This is a genomic window from Microbispora sp. H10830 (assembly GCF_014161375.1).
Classification (GTDB): domain Bacteria; phylum Actinomycetota; class Actinomycetes; order Streptosporangiales; family Streptosporangiaceae; genus Microbispora; species Microbispora catharanthi.
In genome coordinates this window covers 135,528-157,810 of sequence record NZ_JABBWX010000010.1, presented here as the reverse complement: position 1 = coordinate 157,810, position 22,283 = coordinate 135,528, and the positions used below count along the sequence as shown (strand labels likewise).

Below are 22,283 nucleotides of genomic sequence, written 5' to 3'. Positions count from 1 at the left end.
CGGCCCACCGTCGTTCGACGACCCACGTCCATCACCGTTTCTCCCATCGTCCCCTCATCAGGCTCGCCGCGGGCTCACGAATGAGCGGCCAGCTTCTCCGCGAGTTCGGCGTCGAGCAAAGCCTGTATCACCGCGTCGAGATCGCCGTCCAGGACTTGGTCCAGGTTGTAGGCCTTGAAGCCCACGCGGTGATCCGAAATGCGGTTCTCCGGGAAGTTGTAGGTGCGGATGCGCTCGGAGCGGTCGACCGTGCGCACCTGCGACTTGCGCTCGGCCATCGCGGCCGCATCGGCCTCCTCCTGTGCCATCACGAGCAGCCGGGCGCGCAGGATGCGCAGCGCCGACTCCTTGTTCTGGAGCTGGCTCTTCTCGTTCTGGCAGGAGACGACGACGCCGGTCGGCAGATGGGTGATCCGCACGGCCGAGTCGGTCGTGTTGACGCTCTGGCCGCCGGGGCCGCTGGAGCGGAACACGTCGATGCGCAGGTCGTTGGGGTCGATCTGGACGTCGACCTCCTCGGCCTCCGGATAGACGAGCACTCCGGCGGCCGAGGTGTGGATGCGGCCCTGCGACTCGGTCACCGGCACCCGCTGGACGCGGTGCACGCCGCCCTCGAACTTGAGCCGCGACCAGACGCCCTCCCTGCCCTTGATGGCGACGGTGACGTCCTTGTAGCCGCCGAGGTCGGAGTGCTGCGCGTCGATGATCTCGGTCTTGTAGCCGATCCGCTCGGCGTACCTGAGGTACATCCGCAGGAGGTCTCCGGCGAACAGAGCCGACTCCTGGCCGCCCTCGCCCGCCTTGATCTCCATGATGACGTCCTTGTCGTCGTTGGGGTCGCGCGGGACCAGGAGACGGGTGAGCTTCTCCTCCAGCACCGGGATGCGGCCCTCCAGCTCGGCCGCCTCCTCCGCGAACGCCGGGTCCTCCGCCGCCAGCTCGCGCGCGGCCGCGAGGTCCTGCCGTACGCCTTCGAGCTCCCGGTAGGTCGCGACGATCGGTGTGAGCTCCGCGTAACGCTTGCCGTAGGTCCGCGCCTTGCTCTGGTCGGCGTGCACGGCGGGGTCGGCGAGCCGCAGTTCCAGATCCGCGTACTCACTCATGATCTCGTCGAGGTTCACCGCACACTCCTTTGCTCAAGCTCCTCGGTAAAGGCCGTAATCACCAAGAACGCCGACCCGGAGACGCCCCAAGAGAGGGGCGCCCCCGAGCCGGCGTCCTGGAGGAGCTACTTGCTCTGGGCCTTCTTGCCGAAGCGCGCCTCGAAGCGAGCCACCCGGCCACCGGTGTCGAGGATCTTCTGCTTGCCCGTGTAGAAGGGGTGGCAGGCGGAGCAGACGTCGGCGTGGAGCACGCCGTTCTTGGCGGTGCTACGCGTGGTGAAGGTGTTCCCGCAGGTGCAGGTCACCTGGGTGACCACGTACTCCGGGTGGATGTCGGGCTTCATGTCTCAGTCCTAACGCTAGGCGCGGTCGCCGGGTCGCTCCGTCTTCACGGCCTGCGCGCATCGGCACACCTGTGATGCGCGGTGCGGGAACCGGTACCGCTGCGGTTCGGCTACCAGTGTGCCAGATCCTCCAACCATCCCAGGCCATGTGCTATTCCCGGGGCCGGCCGGGGTGGTGGCGGGCGGCGGATCGGCGGATCACGCCGACGCCCCGGACGGCGCGGCCGTCCGGGGCGTCGGTCGAAAGGGCGTCAGTCGCGGTCGTTGCTGACCGTGGTCTTCTGCACCTGGAGCAGGAACTCGGCGTTGGACTTGGTCTCCTTCATCTTCTCGAGAAGGAGCTCCAGCGCCTGCTGCATGTCGAGGGCGTGGAGGACGCGGCGGAGCTTCCAGACGATGGACAGCTCCTCCTTGGCCATGAGGATCTCCTCCTTGCGGGTGCCGGACGCGTCCACGTCCACCGCAGGGAAGATGCGCTTGTCCGCGAGCGACCGGTTGAGCTTGAGCTCCATGTTGCCGGTGCCCTTGAACTCCTCGAAGATGACCTCGTCCATCTTGGAGCCGGTCTCGACGAGAGCCGTGGCAAGGATCGTCAGCGAGCCGCCGTTCTCGATGTTGCGGGCGGCGCCGAAGAACCGCTTCGGCGGGTAGAGCGCGGTCGAGTCGACACCACCGGACAGGATGCGGCCGCTCGCGGGCGCCGCGAGGTTGTACGCGCGCCCGAGACGGGTGATCGAGTCGAGCAGGACGACGACGTCGTGGCCCAGCTCCACCAGGCGCTTGGCCCGCTCGATGGCGAGCTCGGCGACGGTGGTGTGGTCCTCGGCCGGGCGGTCGAAGGTCGAGTGGATGACCTCGCCCTTGACCGACCGCTGCATGTCGGTGACCTCTTCAGGACGCTCGTCCACGAGGACGACCATCAGGTGGCACTCGGGGTTGTTGCGCGTGATCGCGTTGGCGATCGCCTGGAGCACCATGGTCTTGCCGGCCTTGGGCGGCGACACGATCAGGCCGCGCTGACCCTTGCCGATCGGCGAGACGAGGTCGATGATCCGCGTGGTCAGGACGTTCGGCTCGGTCTCCAGGCGCAGGCGCTCCTGCGGGTAGAGCGGCGTGAGCTTGTTGAAGTCGGGCCGCTGACGGGCCTGCTCCGGGTCCATCCCGTTGACGGTGTCGAGGCGGACGAGGGCGTTGAACTTCTCGCGCCGCTCGCCGTCCCTCGGCTGCCGGACGGCGCCGGTGATGACGTCGCCCTTGCGCAGGCCGTTGCGGCGGATCTGGGCGAGCGAGACGTAGACGTCGTTCGAGCCCGGCAGGTAGCCGCTGGTCCGCACGAAGGCGTAGTTGTCGAGGATGTCCAGGATGCCGGCGATCGGGATCAGGACGTCGTCCTCGCCGATGACCGGCTCGTTGCCCTCGAAGCGGTCGCGCCCGCGGCGGCCACGCTCGCGGAAGCGGCCACGGCGCCCGCGGCCGTCCTCGCCCTGCTGGTCGCCCTTGCCGTCGGCGCGGCTGTCCGTACGGCTGTCGCCGCGCCCGTCGGAGCGGCCGTCACGGCCGTCACGCCCGTCACGGCCATCACGGCCGTCGGCGCGATTGTCACCGCGGTTGTCGCCGCGGCCCTGCTGGTCACGACGGCCCTGGCCGCCGTCTCCAGCGTCGGCGGCGCGCTGGTCACCGCGCTGGTCACTGCGGCCGTCACGCTCGCGGCCTCGCTCGCCCCGCTCGCCGCGCGTGCGGCGCTCGCGGCGGTCGCCGCGCTCGGGCCGCTCGGCGCGGGTCTCGGACTGGGCGGCCTCGGCCTGCGGCTCGGCGACGGCGGCGACGCCGTTCTGCGTGGCCTCGGCGGCCACGGCCGGCGCGGCCTCGACCACGGGACGCTCCTCACGAGCCGCGACGACGGGCTCGGCGGCAGGCGTGGCGGCGGGCGCGGCCTCGGGTGCGGGCGCCGCGGCGGCGCGGGAACGTTCCCGACGGCCACGGGCGGGGCGCTCGACGACGGCGGGCGCTTCGGCGGCGGCCTTCGGCTCGGCCGCGGCCTCTCCCGATCCGCCCTGCTTCTCCTGGATGGCCGCGATGAGCTGGCTCTTGCGCATCCGTCCGGTCCCCGTGATGCCGAGGCTGGTCGCCAGGGCCTGAAGCTCGGGGAGCACCATGCCAGCCAGGCCGGTGCCGGAGCGACGTCGCGGACGGGCCGGGGCGGAAGTGGGGGTGTCGCCGGCGGCCTGGCCGTCGGAGAGGAGTTCGGTGGTGTCGCTCAACTAAGGGTCCTTCCCAGGGGTCGGGCGCCAGAATCGTGCGTCCAGGCGTCCCGGTGATGCGACCCGGCGGGACAGACCGGGTCGGGCTTCGCGAATCTCATGTGTCGGTGACCCTCGGGATTCGCGAGCGGTAGGTGCCCGGGGGCGATCCCCCGGATTGCCGCCACCGACCAGATGTCTTGGTGGTTCGAACGCGCATGTCTCCGAGAACGCCGCCTCCGGCCATGCCACCCGAGGGTGTGCCGACTGGAGGAAACGGTTTCGGGGAAATCGCCCTGCCCGCGTCGAAGGACGCGAGGCGAAGTGCAGCGATGTGCGAATGACAAGCACGCACCCAACACGGGGGCACCTGGTGCGGCTATCAGCCTAACATCACCAGCGCGCACAGCTATTCCCTGAAGGTCGAAGAAGCATCAGCGTGTCTCGGGAAACCGAACGTACGCACCAAGCGGGTCGACGTTCATTGGCTGGATGTGCCAGTCATTACCCACTTCTGGCGCGATCAAATCCTTGGTATCCCGAGTCGTCAACGCGAGAACCGTCGGACCGGCCCCCGAGACGACGGCGGGCACCCCGGCCTCGCGGAGCCGTCGCACCAGTTCGGCGGTGCGGGGCATCGCGGGCGCGCGGTACCTCTGGTGCAGGCGGTCTTCGGTGGCGGCGAGCAGGAGATCCGGTTCCGGTATCTGCGTGAGCGCCGCGACGAGCAGAGCCGCCCGCCCCGCGTTGGCCGCCGCGTCCGAATGCGGTACGTCCTTCGGCAGCAGCCCCCGAGCCTCCTCCGTGGACAACCGGAAATCCGGGATCAACACCACCGGCCGGACGTCCTCGTGCGGAGTCAGTTTCACCATACTCGCCGTACGCGACTGGTCCGTCCAGGCGATGGTGAGACCGCCCGCCAGGCACGGCGCCACGTTGTCGGGATGCCCCTCCAGCTCCGTGGCCAGCGCGAACACCTCGGCGTCCGGCAGATCCCCCGCGCCCCGCCCGCGTGCGAGGGCGCGGGCCGCGAGGATGCCGGCGCAGATGGCCGCCGACGACGAGCCGAGCCCGCGCGCGTGCGGAATGCGGTTGTGGCAGCGCAGCGCGATGCCGTCCGGCTGGGCGAACCCCATGCGGTCGAACGTCGCGCGCATCGTCCTGACGACGAGGTGACCCTCGCCCTCGTCCAGCTCACCGGCGCCCTGGCCCTCCACGGCGATCCGCACGCCGGGCGAGCCGGAGATCTCGGCCTCCACCTCGTCGTACAGGTCGAGCGCGAGGCCGAGGCTGTCGAAACCGGGGCCGAGGTTGGCGCTCGTCGCCGGCACGCGGACGACGACGCCGTGACTGTCCGTCAATTCGTCACCTGAACCCTTTGATGGGCGGGAATGAGGGGGCCGGTCAGGCCAGTCCCAGCGCGGCCGCGGCGGCGTAGGCGTCGATCGGGATCGTCACGGGCGCCGGAGCGCCGGAGATGGCCCAGTCGGGGTCCTTCAGGCCGTTGCCGGTCACGGTGCACACGACCCGCTGCCCCGGCGTGAGCAGGCCCTGCTCGTGCGCCTGGAGCAGGCCGGCGACGCTCGCGGCGGAGGCGAGCTCGACGAACACGCCCTCCTCCTGCGCGAGCAGCTTGTACGCCGCGGCGATCTGGCGGTCGGTCACGGCCTGGATGTCGCCGCCGGACTCGTCGCGCGCGGCCTCGGCGAGGCGCCACGAGGCGGGGTTGCCGATCCTGATCGCCGTGGCGATCGTCTGCGGGTGGGTCACGGGGCTGCCGCCGACCAGCGGCGCCGCGCCGCTCGCCTGGAATCCCAGCATGCGCGGCCGCTTGGTGGCCACGCCGTCGTCGGCGTACTCCTTGTAGCCCATCCAGTAGGCCGAGATGTTGCCGGCGTTGCCGACCGGGATGCAGTGGACGTCGGGCGCGTCGCCGAGCGCGTCGACGATCTCGAAGGCCGCCGTCTTCTGGCCCTGCAGGCGGTGCGGGTTGACGGAGTTGACCAGCGCGATCGGGTAGGTCTCCGCCAGCTTCCTGGTCATCTCGAGGCAGTCGTCGAACGAGCCCTCGACCTGGAGCAGCCTGGCGCCGTGCACCAGGGCCTGGGCGAGCTTGCCCATCGCGATCTTCCCGCGCGGCACGAGGACGGCGCAGGTCAGCCCGGCCCGTACGGCGTAGGCGGCGGCCGAGGCGCTGGTGTTGCCGGTGGACGCGCAGATGACCGCCTGGGCGCCCTCCTCCACGGCCTTGCTGATCGCCACGGTCATGCCGCGGTCCTTGAAGCTGCCGGTCGGGTTGAGGCCCTCGACCTTGAGATGGACGTCACAGCCCGTGATCTGGGACACCCGCCTGGCCGGGACGAGAGGCGTACCGCCCTCGAGCAGGGTCACCACGGGCGTCGTCGTGGAGACCGGCAGACGGTCGCGGTACTCCTCGATCAGGCCACGCCAAGCCCTGAACATTGGTCGCTCCTCCCACGCGCGCACACGCGTGTCACCAGGGGTATCGGTCACCGAGTCTACGGCCAACCGTTTGACGTGCGGACTCCGTTGTCCACCAAATGGACATAATGGGCGTCACCTTAGGGAACCGTCAGCGGGTTTCGCTAGTGTGGACCAGCCCTTTGACCATCGCTGTAGAGGACGAGGATTGGCCCACCTGACGGGCGTGGAGCCCCGGCCGAGGATTCGCCACAACGACTACTCTCCGCTCACGCCGCCGCCCATCGGCGGCTGGACGCCCATACTCAGCGCGAGTGTCGTCATCCCCGCGCACGGCGGGCAGCACCGCCTCGACCTGACGCTGGCCGCGCTGGCCGCGCAGACCTATCCCGCGCACCTCACCGAGGTGATCGTGGTGGACGACCGCAGCGACCCTCCGCTGCGCCTGCCCGACCTGCGGCCGGAAAACACCCGTGTCGTGGTCGTCCCGCCCGGCGGATGGGGCGCCGGGCACGCGATGAACGCCGGCATCGCGGCGGCCGAGGGCGAGATCGTGCAGCGTCTCGACGCCGACATGGTGATCTCGCGGGAGCACCTGGAGGCGCTGTTCCGCTGGCATCACCTCACCGACTACCTCGTCACCATCGGCGGCAAGAAGTTCGCCGAGGAGCCGGCCCTCACCCCCGGGCAGGTCCACGAGGCCGTACGGCACGGCTCGCCCGAGGACCTGTTCGACCCGTCGGCGCTGGTGTCCAGCTCGACCGAGGAGACCATCCGCCGCCTCGACGGCCTGCGGGCCAGCAAGAACCCCTACCAGGTGTGCACCGGCCCGACGGTCTCCCTGCGGCGGGCCCTGCTCGACGAGGTCAGGGGCTTCGACCCCGAGGTGGTGCGCGGCCAGGACACCGAGTTCGCCTACCGGCTCGCCCAGGCGGGGGCGGTGTTCGTCCCCGACATGAAGGCCCGCGCCGTGCATCTCGGCCTGCCGGCCCAGCGCGGTGAACACGGCAAGTCGATCGTCCGGCTCGTCGAGGCCCACCTGGCGCACCGGGTCCCGCTCCGCCGCGACCTGCGCAAGGAGCCCGGCCGGCGCTGGCTCGTGCCGTACGTCGAGGTCGTCTTCGACGTGACCGGGGCGGACGAGCGGCGGATCGTCGCCGCGGTCGACGCGGTGCTGCGCGGCACACTCACCGACGTCGTGGTGACGCTGGCCGGCCCCTGGTCGTCGCTCGAAGGCGGACGCAGGTGGGCGCCGGGAACCGGCGCCTTCGACCTCGCCCTGGTCAGGGCGGCGTTCGGGCACGACGCGCGGGTGCGGTTCGCGGAGCGGGCGGCTCCGACCGCCGCGCCCGCCCCCTTCCGCTACACGGCGCCCGTCGACGCCCCGCCGGCTCCGGCGCTGCTGGAGCGGGCGGTCAAGGCGATGTCGGAGGAGCGGATCGGCCTGCTGGTCCTGGATCTGCCCGGCGGGGGCACGGCCACCCTGGAACGGACCGAGGCCGTCGCGCGCGCCCGCCGGCTCGCCACGCCAGGCGAGGACCGGGCCGACGTGATCGCCCAGACCCACGGCGTGCGGCACGGCGCGGCGAGCGAGTTCGATGAGCCTGCCAGGACGCCGGCGAAACCGGCCGCGTCCGCCGCGCCGCGGACCACCCCGGAACCGGCCGCGGCCCAGGCCCCGGAACCGGCGTCGGCTCATGCCCCGCAACCGGAGGCCACACCGGCGCGCCGCCGCGGCCTGTTCCGCCGCTCCTGACAGGACGGGGCGGTCAGCTCTTCTTGAACGTGAAGGGCCGGCTGAAACCCCGGGCGATGCCACGCAGGCCCCGGGCGCGGTGCAGCGCCGAGATCTGCCCGCGCAGCGCCGAGACCTGCCGCCGCAGGGTGCCGATCTCCCGGCGGAACTCGACGGCGGACTTGCGCCACCGCGCCGCCTCGTCGCGCCATCTGGTCACCTGCCCGCGCAGCCGCTCGACCTCCTTGGTCAGCCGCTCGACCTCGGCCTGCGCCTGCACCCGCTTGCGATAGGCGGTGCGCGGATTCACATAGGCCGGGGCCTCCGCGGCGGCCCGGAAGCCGAAGGTCTCGCCGTCGACCCAGTAAGTGCCGAACATCTCGTCGACGGCGTCGTCGAGGTCCTCGCCCTCCTCGGCGACGAGGGCGGCGCGGGAGAACGCCTCCGTGCGTTCCAGGCGGGCGGCGGTGACGCCTTCGGGATCCTCGGCCAGGAGCACGCTCACCAGTCCGCGTTCCCGCCCGCGCAGCACGTCGAGCAGCCGTCCGAGGCTGTCCTCCTCCGGCACCCAGCCGGGCGGGATGCGCAGGCGGTAGGGCGACTGGGTGTCGGACGCCGTCGTGGCCAGCCGCACCCGGCCCTCGTGGGTGTAGTGGGCCCGCAGCAGCACGAGGTCGAGGCGCGGGTCCTTGAGCGGCGCGCGCTGCTCGGGCGCGAGCTCGTCCCATGGACCGGTGAGCACCACGGCGAGGTCGGTCACCGTGCCGGCCAGCACGCCGTCCACGGTGGCCCTGACGTCGTCGTACGACCCCGCGGCGGCGTCCACGAGGACCTCCACCTGCGGGACCTTCCACTGCCGCGAGGGATGGGTGCGCAGCCACCGGTAGCCGGGGACCCGGTCGGTGACCAGGGCGTGGCTGACCCGGCTGATCGGCGCGCTGTCGCGCATGCGCATCGACGGGCCGAGATGGTAGGCCCTGGCCTGCGGGTCGGGGATGAAGACCGCGCCCGCCTGCGCGAGCCGGTAACCCATCTCGGTGTCCTGGCCGAGGATCATCGCGGGGTCCATCGGCCCGGCCCGCTCGAACAGCCGTGCGGAGACCGACGAGGCGCCGCCGATGTGGATGCTGAACGGCCGCGGCGAGCTGAGCAGCCCGTCCGACCGCTGCACCAGGTCCTCGATCCAGGCGTGCGGCTCCGCCGGCTCGAAGAGCTTCGCCAGGTCGTCCGTTCCCGCGACGTCCGCGGGGCAGGGCAGCGGGGCGGTGGTGAAGCGCAGATAGGAGGTGACCGACAGATAGGGCGCGAGGTGGTGCCAGCGCATGTGCGCCTCCACCTCCTCCGGTTCGGGAACGACGTCGGAGTCCATCCAGTGGATGACGTCGCCCGTCGCGGCGGCCAGCCCGGTGTTGCGCGCCCTGGCCCGGCCCGGTGCCGCGCAGACCAGCAGCCGCGTGTCGCGGGGCCGGATCTCCGGAAGGCGCAGCGGCGGCTCGCTGCCGTTGTCGACCACGATCACTTCGAGCAGGTCGGCCGGGTACGTCTGCCTGGCCAGCCCGGCGAGCGTGAGATCGAGCTTGACCTGGTCGGCGTAGGCGGGGATCACCACGCTGACCCGCAGGCGGGGCGTCCACGACGACCCGAGGGCGGGCGGCTGGAGGACGGTGTAGTCGTTTCCCCTGATGCGTGGCGTCATCGTGCTTCCAAAATCACACTCGGGCGAAAGCCGCGCCACTGGTTCGCGGCGACTCGCAGGAAGTGGGCAAGAGGAAGGTTCCAGGTGTGGTCGGCGCCGACCGATCGCCGCAGGACGTAGCCCAGGCCGTGGGTGCGGTAGACGCGGCCGCCGGCCGCCTCGACCGCGCGCAGGAGGTGCGCGTCCTCCCCGCGGTCCCGCGGCCCGAAGCCGCCGGCCTGCTCGAAGATCTCGCGGCCGAGCAGGATCGTGCCACCCGCGACGTGGTCGGCCCACACCTCGCTGCTGTAGTCCACGCGGCGGATCGTCGTGTGGAGAGGCTGGAGGTAGAAGAACTCCGGCGCGGTCCCGACCAGCTCCGCCCCGGAATAGGCCATGGCCAGCAGCAGGTCGGCCAGGTGCTCGGGGCCGTACCAGTCGTCGTCGTCCCATTTGGCGACGATGCCGGTGGACGCCCGTGCCGCCGCCATGTTGAGCACGGTCCCAAGCGGCGCGTCCGGCTCGGCCTCGATCACCGTTATCGGGTGGGGGAACTCCTCGACCGCCTCGCGCACCCGCGCGGCCGGGAACCCGTGCAGGGCGACGACCGCCTCCAGCCCGACGCCGCGCTGGCGGGCGAGCTGCCGCAGCGCGTGGCCCACGTAGTGGGGCCGCCTCGTGGCCATGACGACGGTCACCGGGGCGAGGCCGGTGCCGACACCCCTGGCCCGCAGCGCGTGCCTGCGCAGGCGCACGCTGTGCTCTTCCCTGCGCAGGTCGGCGACCGAGTCGGGCCTGCCGTCGCCGGCCTCGGGGGTCCAGGCCGTGGCCAGGCCGGCGAGCACGGGATCGGCCTCGCGCACCCACCTCGGCGGATCACGAAAGGTGAGCGGCACCCCCGCGGCGGCCAGGCCGCCGACCGCGTCCAGCGCCTCGGCGGCGGGCTCCTCCGGCCACTCCACCCGAAGCCCGCGCAGCGGCCGGAGGGCGGCGACGTCGGCGGCCTGCGGGGGGACGGCCAACGGCCGGCCTCCCATCGTCCACCCGCCGTCGCTCCAGGACAGCGTCGCGGTCTCCTCCGTGGGACTGCGCGTGAAGCCGTACGGCGAGCACATGCCGGTCGTCACCGTCACGGTGTCCCTCCCGCGCGTCCGTTTTTACAGGCTGGTGAACTTTTATCAGCCGAACCTTGTGAATCCCTGTGACCCTTGCGGTCAACCTGACGACTCGCTGTGACCTGGCGCGGCGGCCGGGATCACGGAACGGGCGACACGCCCCCGCCGACGAGGTCGCCCAGCGTCCTCACGTCGATCTTCTTGGCTTTCCGCTGCCGGGCCACCCAGTCGATGAAGGCGGCGAACTCCTTGGGCGCCGTCGCGTACTTGTCCCGCGGCTCGTCCTTGATCTCGTGGAACACGAAGGTCACCATGCCGGGGCCGCCCTCCCGCTGGGCGCGCGTGACGAACTCACGCAGCGTGCGGGCCGTGCGCGGCAGGCGGGTCTGGCTCGTGACGCGTACGGCGGCGAGGTCCGCGGGCGGAATCGTCTCCGTGACCGGGCAGGCGCTACAGCTGTCCGGCCGGTACAGGCCGTTGATGTCGCGCGCGCTGTTGTAGCCGCAGTTCATCGCGATCCGCTTGCTCGCCTCGTCCGAGGCACCGAAGGGATAGGCGAACGACCGCACGGCGAAGCCCATCTTCAGCAGCGCCCGCCTGTCGTCGCAGATCTCCGTCTGCTGCGCCGCGTCGAACATCTCCGGCAGGTGCGGATGCTGAAGAGTGTGGCCGCCGATCTCGTGGCCCTCCTTCGCGATGGCCCGCAGTGCGGCGACGCTCAGGAAGCCGCGCTTGCCGAGGCGGCCGCTGTTGACGTAGAAGGTGCCCTTGAGGCCGCGCCTGCTCAGCATTCTGGCGACGGCGAGGTGGTCGGCCGTGCCGTCGTCGAAGGTGAGGACCACGGTCGGCACCCTGGCCGCCCGCGCTTGCTGTTGATCCACGTGCGCGGGGGCCGCCGCCCGTCCGAGGACGGCGGAGCCTGCCGTCGCCGCGGCCGGATCCTGGAGTCCCGCGATCGACGCCGCGGTTAGGAGACAGGCAGGCAGAAGTCTCTTCACCGTAAGTCGCATGAAGAGAAACTTTACTCACATTTGGCAATTACTCTTTCGCGCGATGTCCAACCGTGATGAAACGGTCCACAAATCTCAGCCCTTGCCGCGCACGCGCTCGAACAGTGCGACGCTCAGGCCCGGCAGCTCCGCCGAGTGCCAGGCCGTCGAGAGCCGATATCCGGCCGCGCGCACGGCGGCCACCTTGGGGATCTTCTTCCCCGTCAGCCCGGCCTGCTTCGTCCCCCGCCAGACCACCCAGACCCGGCGGCGCCCCGCCAGGGCCTCGGCGAGGTCGTCCCGCTCCGCGTACTCGAAGGCCGGGCCCGGCCCCCGGAGAAGCACGTCGTCGGGGAGGCCCTCGCGGCCGTAGTAGACGAAGCCGGTGCGCAGCCGGCTCTGGCCGTACACGATGGCGTCGCCGGGGCGCACCCGCGCCCGGATCACGCCGACCGCGCCGGGGAAGTCGTCGTAGTGGCCGTTGCGCTGCCGGTAGTCGGCCTGTGCGGGCAGCCCCAGCAGCGCGACGGCCAGGACGACGGGCGCGCAGACCAGCGCGAAGGGGACGGGGGCCAGGCGGACCGAGGCCAGGGCCACGCCTCCCGCCAGGGCCAGGGCGGGCGCCGCGACGAACACATAACGGTCCACGTACGCCGGGGTCACCAGCGCGTCGATCACGAGCAGCAGCACGGGCGGGAGGACGAGCCAGCCGCCGGCGAGGACGCCCCAGGGGACCGACCTGCGCAGCAGGATCACCACCCCCACGACGGCGAGGGCGAACAGCGGCGGCCCGGCGAGGTCGGAGCCCGCCGCGTGCTTGGGGAACTTCAGCAGCACGTCGGGCCCGTGCGGCTGGATCCAGCTGATCGCGTGGCGCTCGCCCCAGCCCACCAGGGCGAGGATCGCGAGGGGGACGCACCCCACCGCCGTCGCGGGGACGATCCTGGTCAGGAACGTACGGCGGGGCAGGACGAGCAGGGCGGCCAGGAACTGGGCCGGAAGCACCAGGACCGAGAACAGGTGCGTGCAGCCGAGCAGCGCCACCGACGCCGCGTACCAGCGGATCCGGGAGCCTGTGGGCGCCTCGGCCACCCGGTGCAGCGCCCAGGCGGAGACGACGGCCGCCGCCGCCGCGAACGCGTACGGCCGGGCGTTGGCACCGTGATAGGACACCGACGGCAGGACGGCGAACAGCGCCGCGGCCGGCACGCCCGCCCGAGGACCGGCCAGCCGGCGGCCGAGGTCGGCCAGGAAGCCCGCCGCCACACCGGCCGCGAGGGCAGAGGGCAGGCGCAGCCACCACTCGGCCTCCCCGAGCCATGACCAGACATGGATGAGCAGGTAGTAGGGCAGGAAGTGGCCGTCGATCTGCTGGACGAGTCCCCACAGCCCGCTCAGCGGCCGGGCCACCGCGGCGCTGTAGGTCGCCACCTCGTCGCCCGACAGCGACGCCGTGGTGCCGGAGACGGCGACACAGGTGGTCAGCAGGCCCGCGAGCAGCGGGGTCCAGCGGGGCCAGTCCTTCGCGTCAGCACCCGTCCTCTGGCCGGACGTCCGGACCGCCTCGCCCGTAACCACGCTTCCCCCAAAGAACTGATCATTTCAGGCCGCATCAAGGACATCGAACACGCACGGACGCGCGGATCGGCGGGCCGTTATCCGATCGAGTCATTGCCCGCGACCACCCTGCGCTTCCGGACATGCCGGGCTCCACCGTACGAGATCTCCGTGGGGACTCCTCGCAGAACTGTTTGCTTGTTATAGTGACATGCAAACAGTTTGGGAGGTGGGTCGTGTCCGACGTTCCCCAGCACGATGTCCCCCGGCACGACACCGGTCGGCTCCGCCGGTTGATCCTGACCGCGGCGCCCCCGTTCCTGATCCCGCTCGTCCCGCTGCTGCTCGTCGTCGTCTTCCGGCACCGGCTGACGGACCAGGCGCTGGACGCGGCGGGCTGGAGCCCCGACCCATCGGCCGGCCTGCGCCGGTGGTGGACCGACGCCGTCTTCATCGCGGGGGTCGCCGAAGTGGCGTGCGTCGCCATGTTCATGCACTACGGGCGCTGGCCGGAGTTGCAGCGCTGGGTGACCGCGAGCTCCCTGGCCATTGGCGTCTCCATCGGGGCGTCGAACGGCTTCGCGGTGGCGGCGCTGATCGACGCCGAGCACCCGGTGCCGCGACAGGCGTGGGCGACTCCGGCGGAGATCGCGCTCACCCTTCTCGCGGCCGTCGCGGGCTGGTGGCTGGCCGGCCCGCCGCCCTCCGTCCCCCGGGCGGTCGGCACGCCGCCCCCGGGGGTTCCCATGCTTTCGCTCGCGCCCAATCAGCGGGCCGTCTACGCCGTGACCACCTGGCACCGCGCCCCGCTGCTCCAGGGCGCGGCGTTCCTCGCCCTGGCCTGGTTCTGGGCTCCCGACTTCTCGCCCTTCTGGCAGCCGCCCACGATGGCGGCGCTTCTGGGGGTCTTCCTGATCCTCCAGGCCCGCACCCGGCTCCGCGTCGACGACCGGGGCGTGGAGGTGACCCTGCCCTGGCTCGGCGGTCTGCGCCGGACCCTGCCGTACGATGCGGTGCAGTTCGCTTCGGCGCGGCCGAGAGGATCCGGGATGGGCCCCGGCGGCCTGATCGGCGGCAGTAAGGGGTGGGGATACGTGAGCGGCCGCGGTCCGGTGCTGGCCCTCCGGCTCACCGACGGCCGGGAGTTCCTGTACTCGACCCGGACCGCCGATACGGCCGCCGCGCTGGTGAACGCGTCTCTCGCCCGTGTCAGGGGAGCCGCCGGGTGCTGATCGTCGTCGATCCGTCCTCCGCTCAGCCCCTCGCCGACCAGGTGGCGGCCTCGGTGCGCGCGGCGGTCGCCAGGGGCGCGGCCGTCCCCGGCGACAAACTGCCGTCGGCGCGCGCCGTCGCGGCGGCGCTCGGCATCAACCTGCACACCGTGCTACGCGGCTACCAGCAACTGCGCGACGAGGGCCTGGTAGAACTGCGCCGGGGTCGCGCGGCGACGATCACCGATCTCGCCGCGCAGGGCGGTCGCCTGCGCCTGCGCGAGGCCGCCGAGGAGTTCGCCGGCGCCGTGCGACACCTCGGGGCCTCCGAGGAGGAGGCCCTCGACGCGGTCCGCAGGGCTCTGGCGGAGCGCTGATCCGCCCCTCGCCGGGTGTGGTGCCCGTACGGGCCGGGCCGGCGAGCGGGTCAGGCCGCCTCCCCGTCCAGGGGGCGGCGGCGGAACCGGCGCAGGTTCACGACCAGGAGGACCGCGGCGGCGAGGGCCGCGGCGGCGCAGGCCGCGAGGACCGGCACACTGGGGTCGCCCTCCGCCACCGCCCGTTCTCCGGCCGGGGGGAAGGTGATCGTCCCGCCGGCCGTACGGCTGACGCGGCCGCTGCGCAGGGTGAGCCGGAACCTCCAGGGCCCGGCCGGCAGATCGTGGCCCAGCAGCACGGTCACCAGGCCGTGACCGCCGGGAGGCAGGGTGGTGGCGCGGGTGCTGCGGAACGGCCCGGCGCTGAGCGCGCTCGGCCCCTCCGACAGCCGCACCTCGCCCTCCAGGTCGACGGCGCGCTCCCCCGTGTTGCCGACCTCGGCCACCAGCCGCGGTTGCCCGTCGTCGGTGCGCCCGGCGGTCACCTCGCCGATCCGGAAGCTCGTCGGCGGTTCGCCGCCCGGGCCCACGTCCAGGTAGGTGCGGACGCCGATCCGGTTGACGAGCGCGACGTTGCCCGACGGTCCGGGCGACGCCGAGGAGATCTCCGCCCAGATGACGGCGTAGCGCTCGCCCTTGGAAGCCGTGGGCGGCACCGCGACGGTGGCCGTCACCGGGACGTGACCGTGCGGCGGCAAATCCACCGCCGTCCGGTCGAGCGTGATCCATGAGGTCAGCTCGTTGCCGGTGCGCGCGGGGGCGAACGTGAAGCCCTCGTCGCCGACCCGGGCCGCGGCGGGATACACGTTCACGTGCTGCCGCTCCGACGAGGTGCTGAAGACCTCGAGACGCCGGGTGAACGTGGTGCCGGGATTCACGTGGTCGACGATGAACGCGTGCGAGCGCGGATCGTCCAGGCGGTTCTCGGGAATCTCCAGCAGCCGGACGCCGAACCTCTCCGGGCGGTGCCGGTGCGGGTCGCCGGCGGCGGCCGCCGGCGCGACGGCCGCCGCGTGCAGCACGATCGCGAGCAGGCCGGAGGCGATGGCCCTGCGGGCGGAGCGGTCAGGCAACGGAGTGGTTGACCGTGCCGGTGTAGGTGCCCGCCACGGCCTGGGCGGGGACGTTGACGACGATGGTCGGGTTCCACGTGGCGGAGTTGTCGCCGGAGCCGCTCGTCTTGCTGAACGCGGTGCGCGACACGTCCAGCGACTGGGCGTCCGCGGCGGTCGCCTGTCCCGGACTGAAGTCGGCGGGGACACCGCCGGTGGTGGCCGTCGCCAGGCCGGACCAGTAGAGGACCTCGGTGTTGGGCACGGTCTCCGCAGCGGTGCCGCCGCCGGTGGTGAAGCCCCCCGCGGCGGCCGACACCGTGGCCACCCACGTCGCGGTGAGCACCGCGCGCTGGTCGGACACCGTCACCGGGCCCAGGAAACCGCTGATCTGGCCTCCCGGCGCGCCGCTGCCGATGTTGACGGGACCGGCGGGCACGGTGATCGTCAGGCCGTCGGGGGCGTTGACGGTGAAGGTGACGGTCGTGGGGCAGGTGGTGGAGGCGGGGCACGTGCCCGCCAGAGCGGGCTGCGCCGCCGGCGTCATCGTCAGCGCCGCGACCAGCGCCAGTCCCGCGGCACCCGCCGACGGTGCGGCGACACTCCTCTTGCCCATCTGCCGATCTCCTCCCTCGATGCGATGCCCCGTCCGGGCCGCGGTCGGTGACATCCTGGCCGGTCAGGGGCCTACGACACGGTTCTTCCGCCGGCGTCTGGAGACCCTTTGTGATCAGATGACGACCGGCGGGGACGCGCGGCCCGATGTCCACGGTTACGGCTGGTCGCGGCGTGGCGACGGCCGGACGCCGCTTCGGCGCCCTAACCTGCCGTGGGTCGTTCACGGGCGAGATCGGCCGCGTGACGGCGGAACGACGGCAGGGCGACGAGGAAGGCCACACATGCGGCAGGTCGGTGCGGGCGTGATCGTGACGGCGACGCTGGTCGCGTCGATCGCTGCGCCGGTCGCGCCGCCCGCCTCGCTTTCCGCCGTGCCCGGCCTCGTGCCGGCGGCGCGGGCCGACACGGGAACGGCGCTGGTCCCCCTGCGGGCCGACCCGCTGACGATCACCGTGCCCGGCTCGGCGAACCTCGGCAGCGTCGCGCAGGGTGGCACGATCAGCGCTTCCATGGGCACGGTGACCGTGGCCGACTCCAGGGCGGGAATCCCTCCCTGGACGGCGACCGTGTCCGCCACGAACTTCACCACCGGCAGCGGCACCCCCGCGCAGACGATCACGACGGCGAACGTCTTCTACTGGTCGGGACCGGTCACCGCGTCGTCCGGCGTGGGCACCCGCAACCCCGGTCAGCCCACCGCGGCGAGCCGGGTGGCCCTCACCTCGCCGGTCACCGCGTTCAGCGGGCGCAAGCAGGCGACGCCGATGTCGACGAGCTGGCAGCCCACCGTGGTCATCATCATCCCGTCCAACGCGGCCGCCGGTGTCTACACCGGGACCATCACGCACTCGGTCGCCTGACCGTCCCCGCTCAGGAGTTGGCGGTCTCGTGACCCGCCACGGACGCGGCGGCTCGGCGGCCGATCAGGCAGGTCGGCCATAGTGAGGCCCGCCGGGCCGGCGGCACGGCTTCCGATCCGGCGTCTCGTGTCGCTCCTCAGCCGAAGGGATGCCATGCCCCGCTTCTCACGACACCTCCGCCGCCCGCTCGCGGCGATGGCGCTGGCCCTGGCGACGGCCGCGCCCCTGTTCACCGGCCTGCCCGCCGGTGCCGCCGCCGGGCCGGGCGAGCGTCCGAAGCCGCCACCGCCGTGGGTGCGGATCTGCCAGAAGCTGAAGCGGATGCCGGAGCACCGGCACATGCGGTGTCCCGTCCACCGGCCGCGCCCGCTCGCCAGGTCGTCCGGCTCCGGCGACGCGGCGCGGGTTCCCACGGTCTCGGAGATGGACACCCCGACCCATACGTCCGGGCCCGTCGGCATCACCTCGGGTCCCGACGGCGCGCTGTGGTTCACGGAGAACTACGCCGGCAACATCGGGCGCGTCACCACCGGCGGCGACTTCACCGAGTTCGCCGTGCCGACGGACGACGCCGAGCCGGGGCACATCACCACCGGGCCGGACGGCGCCCTGTGGTTCACCGAGGCGACCGGCGACAAGATCGGCCGGATCACCACCTCGGGGACCATCACGGAGTACGCCCTGCCCAGCGCGGGGTCCTACCCCTGGGGCATCACCGCGGGTCCCGACGGCAACCTGTGGTTCGTCGAGACGATCGGCAACAAGATCGGGCGGATCACCACCTCGGGGACCATCACGGAGTACTCCCTGCCGACCGCCGACGCCTACCCGATGCGGATCACGGCCGGTCCCGACGGCAACCTGTGGTTCACCGAATCGTTCGCCGGCAAGATCGGCCAGATCACCCCGGACGGGGACATCACCGAGTTCGCCATCCCCTCCTCGGGGGCGACGCCCATAGGGATCACCACCGGGCCGGACGGCGACCTGTGGTATGCCGACGCCAACGGGAAGGTCGGCTCCGTCACCACGGACGGCGACTTCACCGAGTACTCACTGGACGATTCCAACGCCTTCCCCTGGGGCATCACCAGCGGCTCCGACGGCAGGCTGTGGGTGTCCGAGCAACTCGGCAACGCGGCGGCCAGCGTCACCACCTCGGGGATCATCATCGAGTACAACATGCCGACCAGTCTCGCCGGGCCCTTCGACATCACCAGCGGGCCTGACGACAACGTCTGGCTCACCGAGAACTACGTCGACCAGATCGCGAAGGTCGCCCTCTAGCTCGACCGATGCGGCAGCGGGCACTCCCGGGTAGAGCACCCGGGAGTGCCTTCGGCGTCAGACGAAGCCGCCGCCCTCGGCGTCAGGGCGTGTCGTCGCCCTCGACCCGCATGACGCTCGCGACCGCGCGGACGATGTTCAGGTCGCGCAGGTCCTTGATCGTGCCCGACAGGGCGGCGTCGCTGGCCCGGTGGGTCACCAGCACGAGCTGGGCGTCGTCGCCGCGGCCCTCCTGCCGCACGGTCTGGATCGACACGTCGTGGCCGGCGAAGATCTCGGCCACCCGGGCGAGCACACCGGGCTTGTCCGCGACGTCCAGCGACACGTGGTAGCGGGTGACGCTGTCGCCCATCGGGTGGACCTTGAGGTCGGCGTACGTCGACTCCTCCGGCCCGCGGGTGCCGGCGATGCGGTTGCGCGCCACGGCGACGATGTCGCCCAGCACGGCGCTGGCGGTGGGCGCGCCGCCCGCGCCCGCGCCGTAGAACATCAGCCGCCCGGCCGACTCGGCCTCCACAAAGACGGCGTTGTACGCCTCGCGCACCCCGGCCAGCGGGTGCGACCTCGGGATCATGGCGGGGTGCACGCGGACGCCGACCGACCGGCCGTCGTCGGAGCGGGCGCAGATGGCCAGCAGCTTGATGACGTACCCCATGCCCCTGGCCGAGGCCACGTCGGCCGCGGTGATCTCCGTGATGCCCTCGCGGTGCACGTCGGCGGCCGTCACCCGGCTGTGGAAGGCGATGCCGGCCAGGATCGCCGCCTTGGCGGCCGCGTCGAAGCCCTCGACGTCGGCCGTCGGGTCGGCCTCGGCGTACCCGAGCGCCTGGGCCTCCTCCAGCGCGTCGTTGAACGAGGCGCCGGTGGAGTCCATCTTGTCGAGGATGTAGTTGGTCGTGCCGTTGACGATGCCCAGCACGCGGCGCACCCGGTCGCCGGCCAGCGACTCGCGCAGCGGGCGCAGCAGCGGGATCGCCCCGGCGACGCTCGCCTCGAAGTACAGGTCGGCGCCGTTCTCGCGGGCGGCCCCGTGGATCGTCGCGCCGTCCTCGGCCAGCAGCGCCTTGTTGGCGCTCACCACGGACTTGCCGTGCGCCATCGCGGCGAGGATCAGCGACCTGGCGGGCTCGATGCCGCCGATCACCTCGACGACGATGTCCACGTCGTCCCGGGTGACCAGGGCCTCCGCGTCGGTCGTGAGCAGCGCGGGGTCCACGTCGGCGTCCCGCTTGCGCCCCAGCCTGCGTACGGCGACGCCGGCCAGCTCAAGCGGAGCGCCGACGCGGGCGGCCAGGTCGCCGGCCTGTTCGTGGAGCAAACGCACGACCTGCGACCCGACGACGCCGCAGCCCAGCAGCGCGACCCTGAGCGCCGGTTTGGCTTTACTCACGACCCCTCCTCGCTTCGCCGCCGGACTGTCCGGGACGGCCTGTCACAGCTGCCCCCTGAGCAGGTCGTCCTCGGTCTCTCTGCGGATGATGACCCGCGCCTGGCCGTTGGACACCGCGACGACGGCGGGCTTGGGCAGATAGTTGTAGTTGTTGGCCAGCGACCGGCAGTAGGCCCCGGTGCCGGCGACGGCGATCAGGTCGCCGGGGGCCAGGTCGCCCGGCAGGTACAGGTCGCGCACGACCATGTCGCCGCTCTCGCAGTGCTTGCCGACCAGGCGCGACAGCATCGGCGCCGCCTGGCTCACCCGGGAGGCGAGCACGGCCGTGTAGTCGGCGCCGTACAGGGCCGTGCGGATGTTGTCGCTCATGCCGCCGTCGACGCTCACGTAGGTGCGCAGGCCCTCCACGTCCTTGACCGTACCGGCCTCGTACAGGGTCACGCCGGACACTCCGGCGATCGACCGGCCCGGCTCGACCGTGAGGCGCGGCACCGGCAGCCCGGCCGACTCGCACACCTTCGTGACGATCTCCCGCAGACCGTCCGCGATGACCTTGACGTCCAGGGAGTCGTCGCCCACGACGTACGGGATGCCGTATCCGCCGCCGAGGTCCAGCTCGGGGAGCACCACGTCGTGCTCCTCCTTGATCTCGACCAGCAGCCGGGCCAGGCGGCGGGCCGCGACCTCGAAACCGCCGGTGTCGGTGATCTGCGACCCGATGTGGGAGTGCAGGCCGACCAGTTCGAGCTGCGGCAGCGCGAGGATGCGCCGCACCGCCTCGGCGGCGGCGCCACTGCTCAGCGACAGGCCGAACTTCTGGTCGTCGTGAGCGGTCGCGATGAACTCGTGGGTGTGCGCCTCGACGCCCACGGTCACCCGGATCATCACCTTCGGCCGCACGCCGTGCTCGTCGGCGAGGAAGCCGAGGCGGGCGATCTCCTCGTACGAGTCGACCACGATGTGGCCCACGCCGGCCTGGACGGCCTTCTCCAGCTCGGCGAGCGACTTGTTGTTGCCGTGCATCGTGATCCGCTCGGGCGGGAAGCCCACGCTGAGCGCCACGGCGAGCTCACCGGCGCTGCACACGTCGAGGCCGAGCCCCTCCTGGTCGATCCAGCGGGCGACCTCGCGGCACAGGAACGCCTTGGCGGCGTAGTGGACCTCGCCGTCGTGGAAGGCGGACCGGTACTCGCGGCAGCGTGAGCGGAAGTCCTCCTCGTCGATGACGTACAGAGGCGTGCCGAACTCCTTCGCCAGGTCGCGCACGTCGATTCCGCCGATCGTGACGGCGCCGTCGGCCCGGCCGGACGTTCGCGGCCAGATGGCCGGTTCGAGCGCGTTGAGGTCGGCGGGCACGTGATGCGGACGCTCCTCGGGCAGTCCGGCGGTCACGGCGACGATCGTTGAGGCGGCGTGCAGGTCGCCGGCAGGGTGGGCGAATCGACTCACCCGAACGAGGCTAGCCGACCCGGCGATTCACTCGCGCCCGCTGTTCACCCTGCGAGACGGCCTCGACGGAAGATATTCACATCCGCAGGTCATCGGCGACAGCACTTTCAGCCAACCGCTGGTTTTGTTCAGATTTTGCCGGGCGGGGCGACGCCGAGCTCCGCCAGTCCCTCTCCGAGCACCCGGCGCACCGCCTCCCCCATCCGCACCCGGGCCGTGTGGACCTCCGCCGGCGCCTCGTCGCCCCTGGGGATCGGGGACGCGCGCTCGACGGCGGTGTGGTAGACCTCGGCCAGCCGTTCGAGGTATGCCGCCCATCCCGGATCGCGGCTGTCCCTCCTGCTCGGCAGTTCGGCCAGGACCCGCAGCACGGCCCGGTCGAACGGGCCGTCGAGGAGCTCGGGCCGTGCCGCCCCACCGGCCGGCACGCCGAGGTCGCGCGCCCACCGCTGTACCGCACCCGCCCGCACGTACGCGTACCGCACGGCGAAGCCCGGGTTGTCCCACGTACGGGGAAAGTCGGGCCACGGCGCCGCGGAGCCCGCCTCCGGGCCGGTCTCCGGCGGGGAGACGGCGAGCGGGGCGGCGAGGATGTCGTGGACGATCTCTCCCGGCGCGGCGATCCCGATGACCAGGAAACCGTTGGGCCGCACGTCCACGTGCCGCACCCCCGGCACCGCGCGCAGCCGTACGGCCAGCCGCTCCGCCGCCTCGGCCGCGGGTTCGGCCGCCCCCCGCAGCGCCGCGGTGGAGACGAACCGCGCCTCCCGCTCCCACGACCCCTGCGGCACCGGCGGCGCGCCGAGGACGCCGCGGAGCGCCTCCATGATCATGGCGCG

Annotated in this window: 19 protein-coding genes; 5 read left to right on the top strand and 14 right to left on the bottom strand. The window is 72.3% G+C overall.

Features of this window, described 5'->3' with window-relative positions; genetic code table 11:
• Positions 1 to 74 precede the first annotated feature (74 nt).
• The 5 genes from prfA to thrC all read right to left on the bottom strand — a co-directional run bounded on the left by prfA (position 75) and on the right by thrC (position 6,150).
• Entirely contained in the window at positions 75 to 1,121 is a 1,047-nt protein-coding gene (gene prfA / locus HHX35_RS25005; protein WP_030510498.1) for a peptide chain release factor 1, read from the bottom strand.
• A 107-nt stretch (positions 1,122 to 1,228) separates the two neighbouring features.
• The gene (gene rpmE, locus HHX35_RS25000; protein WP_139575864.1) at positions 1,229 to 1,447 is read right to left on the bottom strand and encodes a 50S ribosomal protein L31; all 219 of its coding nucleotides are present in this window, start codon (positions 1,445 to 1,447) and stop codon (positions 1,229 to 1,231) included.
• 251 nt (positions 1,448 to 1,698) lie between these two features.
• Positions 1,699 to 3,708 (bottom strand): transcription termination factor Rho, encoded by a 2,010-nt coding sequence (gene rho, locus HHX35_RS24995; RefSeq protein WP_182901174.1) that lies wholly within the window; start codon positions 3,706 to 3,708, stop codon positions 1,699 to 1,701.
• Between the two features lie 413 nt (positions 3,709 to 4,121).
• Entirely contained in the window at positions 4,122 to 5,048 is a 927-nt protein-coding gene (thrB, locus tag HHX35_RS24990) for a homoserine kinase (RefSeq protein WP_182901173.1), read from the bottom strand.
• 43 nt (positions 5,049 to 5,091) lie between these two features.
• Positions 5,092 to 6,150 carry a threonine synthase gene (gene thrC, locus HHX35_RS24985; RefSeq protein WP_139575861.1) on the bottom strand — a complete coding sequence of 353 codons (1,059 nt, stop codon included), beginning with the start codon at positions 6,148 to 6,150 and terminating at the stop codon, positions 5,092 to 5,094.
• A 187-nt stretch (positions 6,151 to 6,337) separates the two neighbouring features.
• Here thrC and HHX35_RS24980 point away from each other — a divergent pair, with 187 nt between their 5' ends.
• A complete protein-coding gene (locus HHX35_RS24980; protein WP_259405371.1) occupies positions 6,338 to 7,885 on the top strand; it encodes a glycosyltransferase family 2 protein in 1,548 nt (515 codons plus the stop codon).
• Positions 7,886 to 7,898: 13 nt separating this feature from the next.
• Here the strand turns inward: HHX35_RS24980 and HHX35_RS24975 are convergent, their stop codons facing one another.
• The 4 genes from HHX35_RS24975 to HHX35_RS24960 all read right to left on the bottom strand — a co-directional run bounded on the left by HHX35_RS24975 (position 7,899) and on the right by HHX35_RS24960 (position 13,221).
• The gene (locus tag HHX35_RS24975; protein WP_182901172.1) at positions 7,899 to 9,560 is read right to left on the bottom strand and encodes a glycosyltransferase family 2 protein; all 1,662 of its coding nucleotides are present in this window, start codon (positions 9,558 to 9,560) and stop codon (positions 7,899 to 7,901) included.
• Positions 9,557 to 10,672, bottom strand: coding sequence for a glycosyltransferase (locus HHX35_RS24970; RefSeq protein ID WP_310739285.1), 1,116 nt, complete (start codon positions 10,670 to 10,672; stop codon positions 9,557 to 9,559). Before HHX35_RS24970 ends, HHX35_RS24975 begins: the two co-directional genes overlap by 4 nt.
• 122 nt (positions 10,673 to 10,794) lie before the next feature.
• A complete protein-coding gene (locus HHX35_RS24965; protein WP_182901171.1) occupies positions 10,795 to 11,535 on the bottom strand; it encodes a polysaccharide deacetylase family protein in 741 nt (246 codons plus the stop codon).
• Between the two features lie 204 nt (positions 11,536 to 11,739).
• The gene (locus tag HHX35_RS24960; RefSeq protein WP_310739284.1) at positions 11,740 to 13,221 is read right to left on the bottom strand and encodes a glycosyltransferase family 39 protein; all 1,482 of its coding nucleotides are present in this window, start codon (positions 13,219 to 13,221) and stop codon (positions 11,740 to 11,742) included.
• A 215-nt stretch (positions 13,222 to 13,436) separates the two neighbouring features.
• Here HHX35_RS24960 and HHX35_RS24955 point away from each other — a divergent pair, with 215 nt between their 5' ends.
• Together HHX35_RS24955 and HHX35_RS24950 are read left to right on the top strand one after the other, a co-directional pair.
• Complete coding sequence (locus HHX35_RS24955; RefSeq protein ID WP_182901170.1) at positions 13,437 to 14,432, top strand: hypothetical protein; 996 nt, start codon at positions 13,437 to 13,439, stop codon at positions 14,430 to 14,432.
• Positions 14,426 to 14,788, top strand: coding sequence for a GntR family transcriptional regulator (locus HHX35_RS24950; RefSeq protein ID WP_182901169.1), 363 nt, complete (start codon positions 14,426 to 14,428; stop codon positions 14,786 to 14,788). Before HHX35_RS24955 ends, HHX35_RS24950 begins: the two co-directional genes overlap by 7 nt.
• A 50-nt stretch (positions 14,789 to 14,838) precedes the next feature.
• Here HHX35_RS24950 and HHX35_RS24945 read toward each other — a convergent pair whose 3' ends face one another.
• Entirely contained in the window at positions 14,839 to 15,861 is a 1,023-nt protein-coding gene (locus HHX35_RS24945) for a peptidase (RefSeq protein ID WP_182901168.1), read from the bottom strand.
• On the bottom strand, positions 15,854 to 16,456 hold the full coding sequence (locus HHX35_RS24940; protein ID WP_182901167.1) for a hypothetical protein: 603 nt from the start codon (positions 16,454 to 16,456) through the stop codon (positions 15,854 to 15,856). Before HHX35_RS24940 ends, HHX35_RS24945 begins: the two co-directional genes overlap by 8 nt.
• 283 nt (positions 16,457 to 16,739) lie before the next feature.
• On the opposite strand from HHX35_RS24940, the gene HHX35_RS24935 reads away from it, so the two are divergent.
• Together HHX35_RS24935 and HHX35_RS24930 are read left to right on the top strand one after the other, a co-directional pair.
• The gene (locus tag HHX35_RS24935; RefSeq protein WP_182901166.1) at positions 16,740 to 17,318 is read left to right on the top strand and encodes a hypothetical protein; all 579 of its coding nucleotides are present in this window, start codon (positions 16,740 to 16,742) and stop codon (positions 17,316 to 17,318) included.
• A gap of 153 nt (positions 17,319 to 17,471) precedes the next feature.
• Positions 17,472 to 18,605, top strand: coding sequence for a virginiamycin B lyase (locus tag HHX35_RS24930; protein WP_220505849.1), 1,134 nt, complete (start codon positions 17,472 to 17,474; stop codon positions 18,603 to 18,605).
• 82 nt (positions 18,606 to 18,687) lie between these two features.
• On the opposite strand, the gene HHX35_RS24925 is transcribed toward HHX35_RS24930, so the two are convergent.
• The 3 genes from HHX35_RS24925 to HHX35_RS24915 all read right to left on the bottom strand — a co-directional run bounded on the left by HHX35_RS24925 (position 18,688) and on the right by HHX35_RS24915 (position 22,277).
• The gene (locus tag HHX35_RS24925; RefSeq protein ID WP_182901165.1) at positions 18,688 to 19,995 is read right to left on the bottom strand and encodes a homoserine dehydrogenase; all 1,308 of its coding nucleotides are present in this window, start codon (positions 19,993 to 19,995) and stop codon (positions 18,688 to 18,690) included.
• A 42-nt stretch (positions 19,996 to 20,037) separates the two neighbouring features.
• Positions 20,038 to 21,444, bottom strand: coding sequence for a diaminopimelate decarboxylase (gene lysA / locus HHX35_RS24920; protein ID WP_182901164.1), 1,407 nt, complete (start codon positions 21,442 to 21,444; stop codon positions 20,038 to 20,040).
• Between the two features lie 128 nt (positions 21,445 to 21,572).
• The gene (locus tag HHX35_RS24915; RefSeq protein WP_182901163.1) at positions 21,573 to 22,277 is read right to left on the bottom strand and encodes a DALR anticodon-binding domain-containing protein; all 705 of its coding nucleotides are present in this window, start codon (positions 22,275 to 22,277) and stop codon (positions 21,573 to 21,575) included.
• Positions 22,278 to 22,283: the final 6 nt, after the last annotated feature.

Bases quoted from the DNA above. Each gene is read 5' to 3' on its own strand.
- rpmE (WP_139575864.1), bottom strand. From the start codon at position 1,447: ATGAAGCCCGACATCCACCCGGAGTACGTGGTCACCCAGGTGACCTGC.
- thrC (WP_139575861.1), bottom strand. From the start codon at position 6,150: ATGTTCAGGGCTTGGCGTGGCCTGATCGAGGAGTACCGCGACCGTCTG.
- HHX35_RS24975 (WP_182901172.1), bottom strand. From the start codon at position 9,560: ATGACGCCACGCATCAGGGGAAACGACTACACCGTCCTCCAGCCGCCC.
- HHX35_RS24930 (WP_220505849.1), top strand. From the start codon at position 17,472: ATGCCCCGCTTCTCACGACACCTCCGCCGCCCGCTCGCGGCGATGGCG.
- HHX35_RS24935 (WP_182901166.1), top strand. From the start codon at position 16,740: ATGCGGCAGGTCGGTGCGGGCGTGATCGTGACGGCGACGCTGGTCGCG.
- HHX35_RS24915 (WP_182901163.1), bottom strand. From the start codon at position 22,277: ATGATCATGGAGGCGCTCCGCGGCGTCCTCGGCGCGCCGCCGGTGCCG.
- HHX35_RS24940 (WP_182901167.1), bottom strand. From the start codon at position 16,456: ATGGGCAAGAGGAGTGTCGCCGCACCGTCGGCGGGTGCCGCGGGACTG.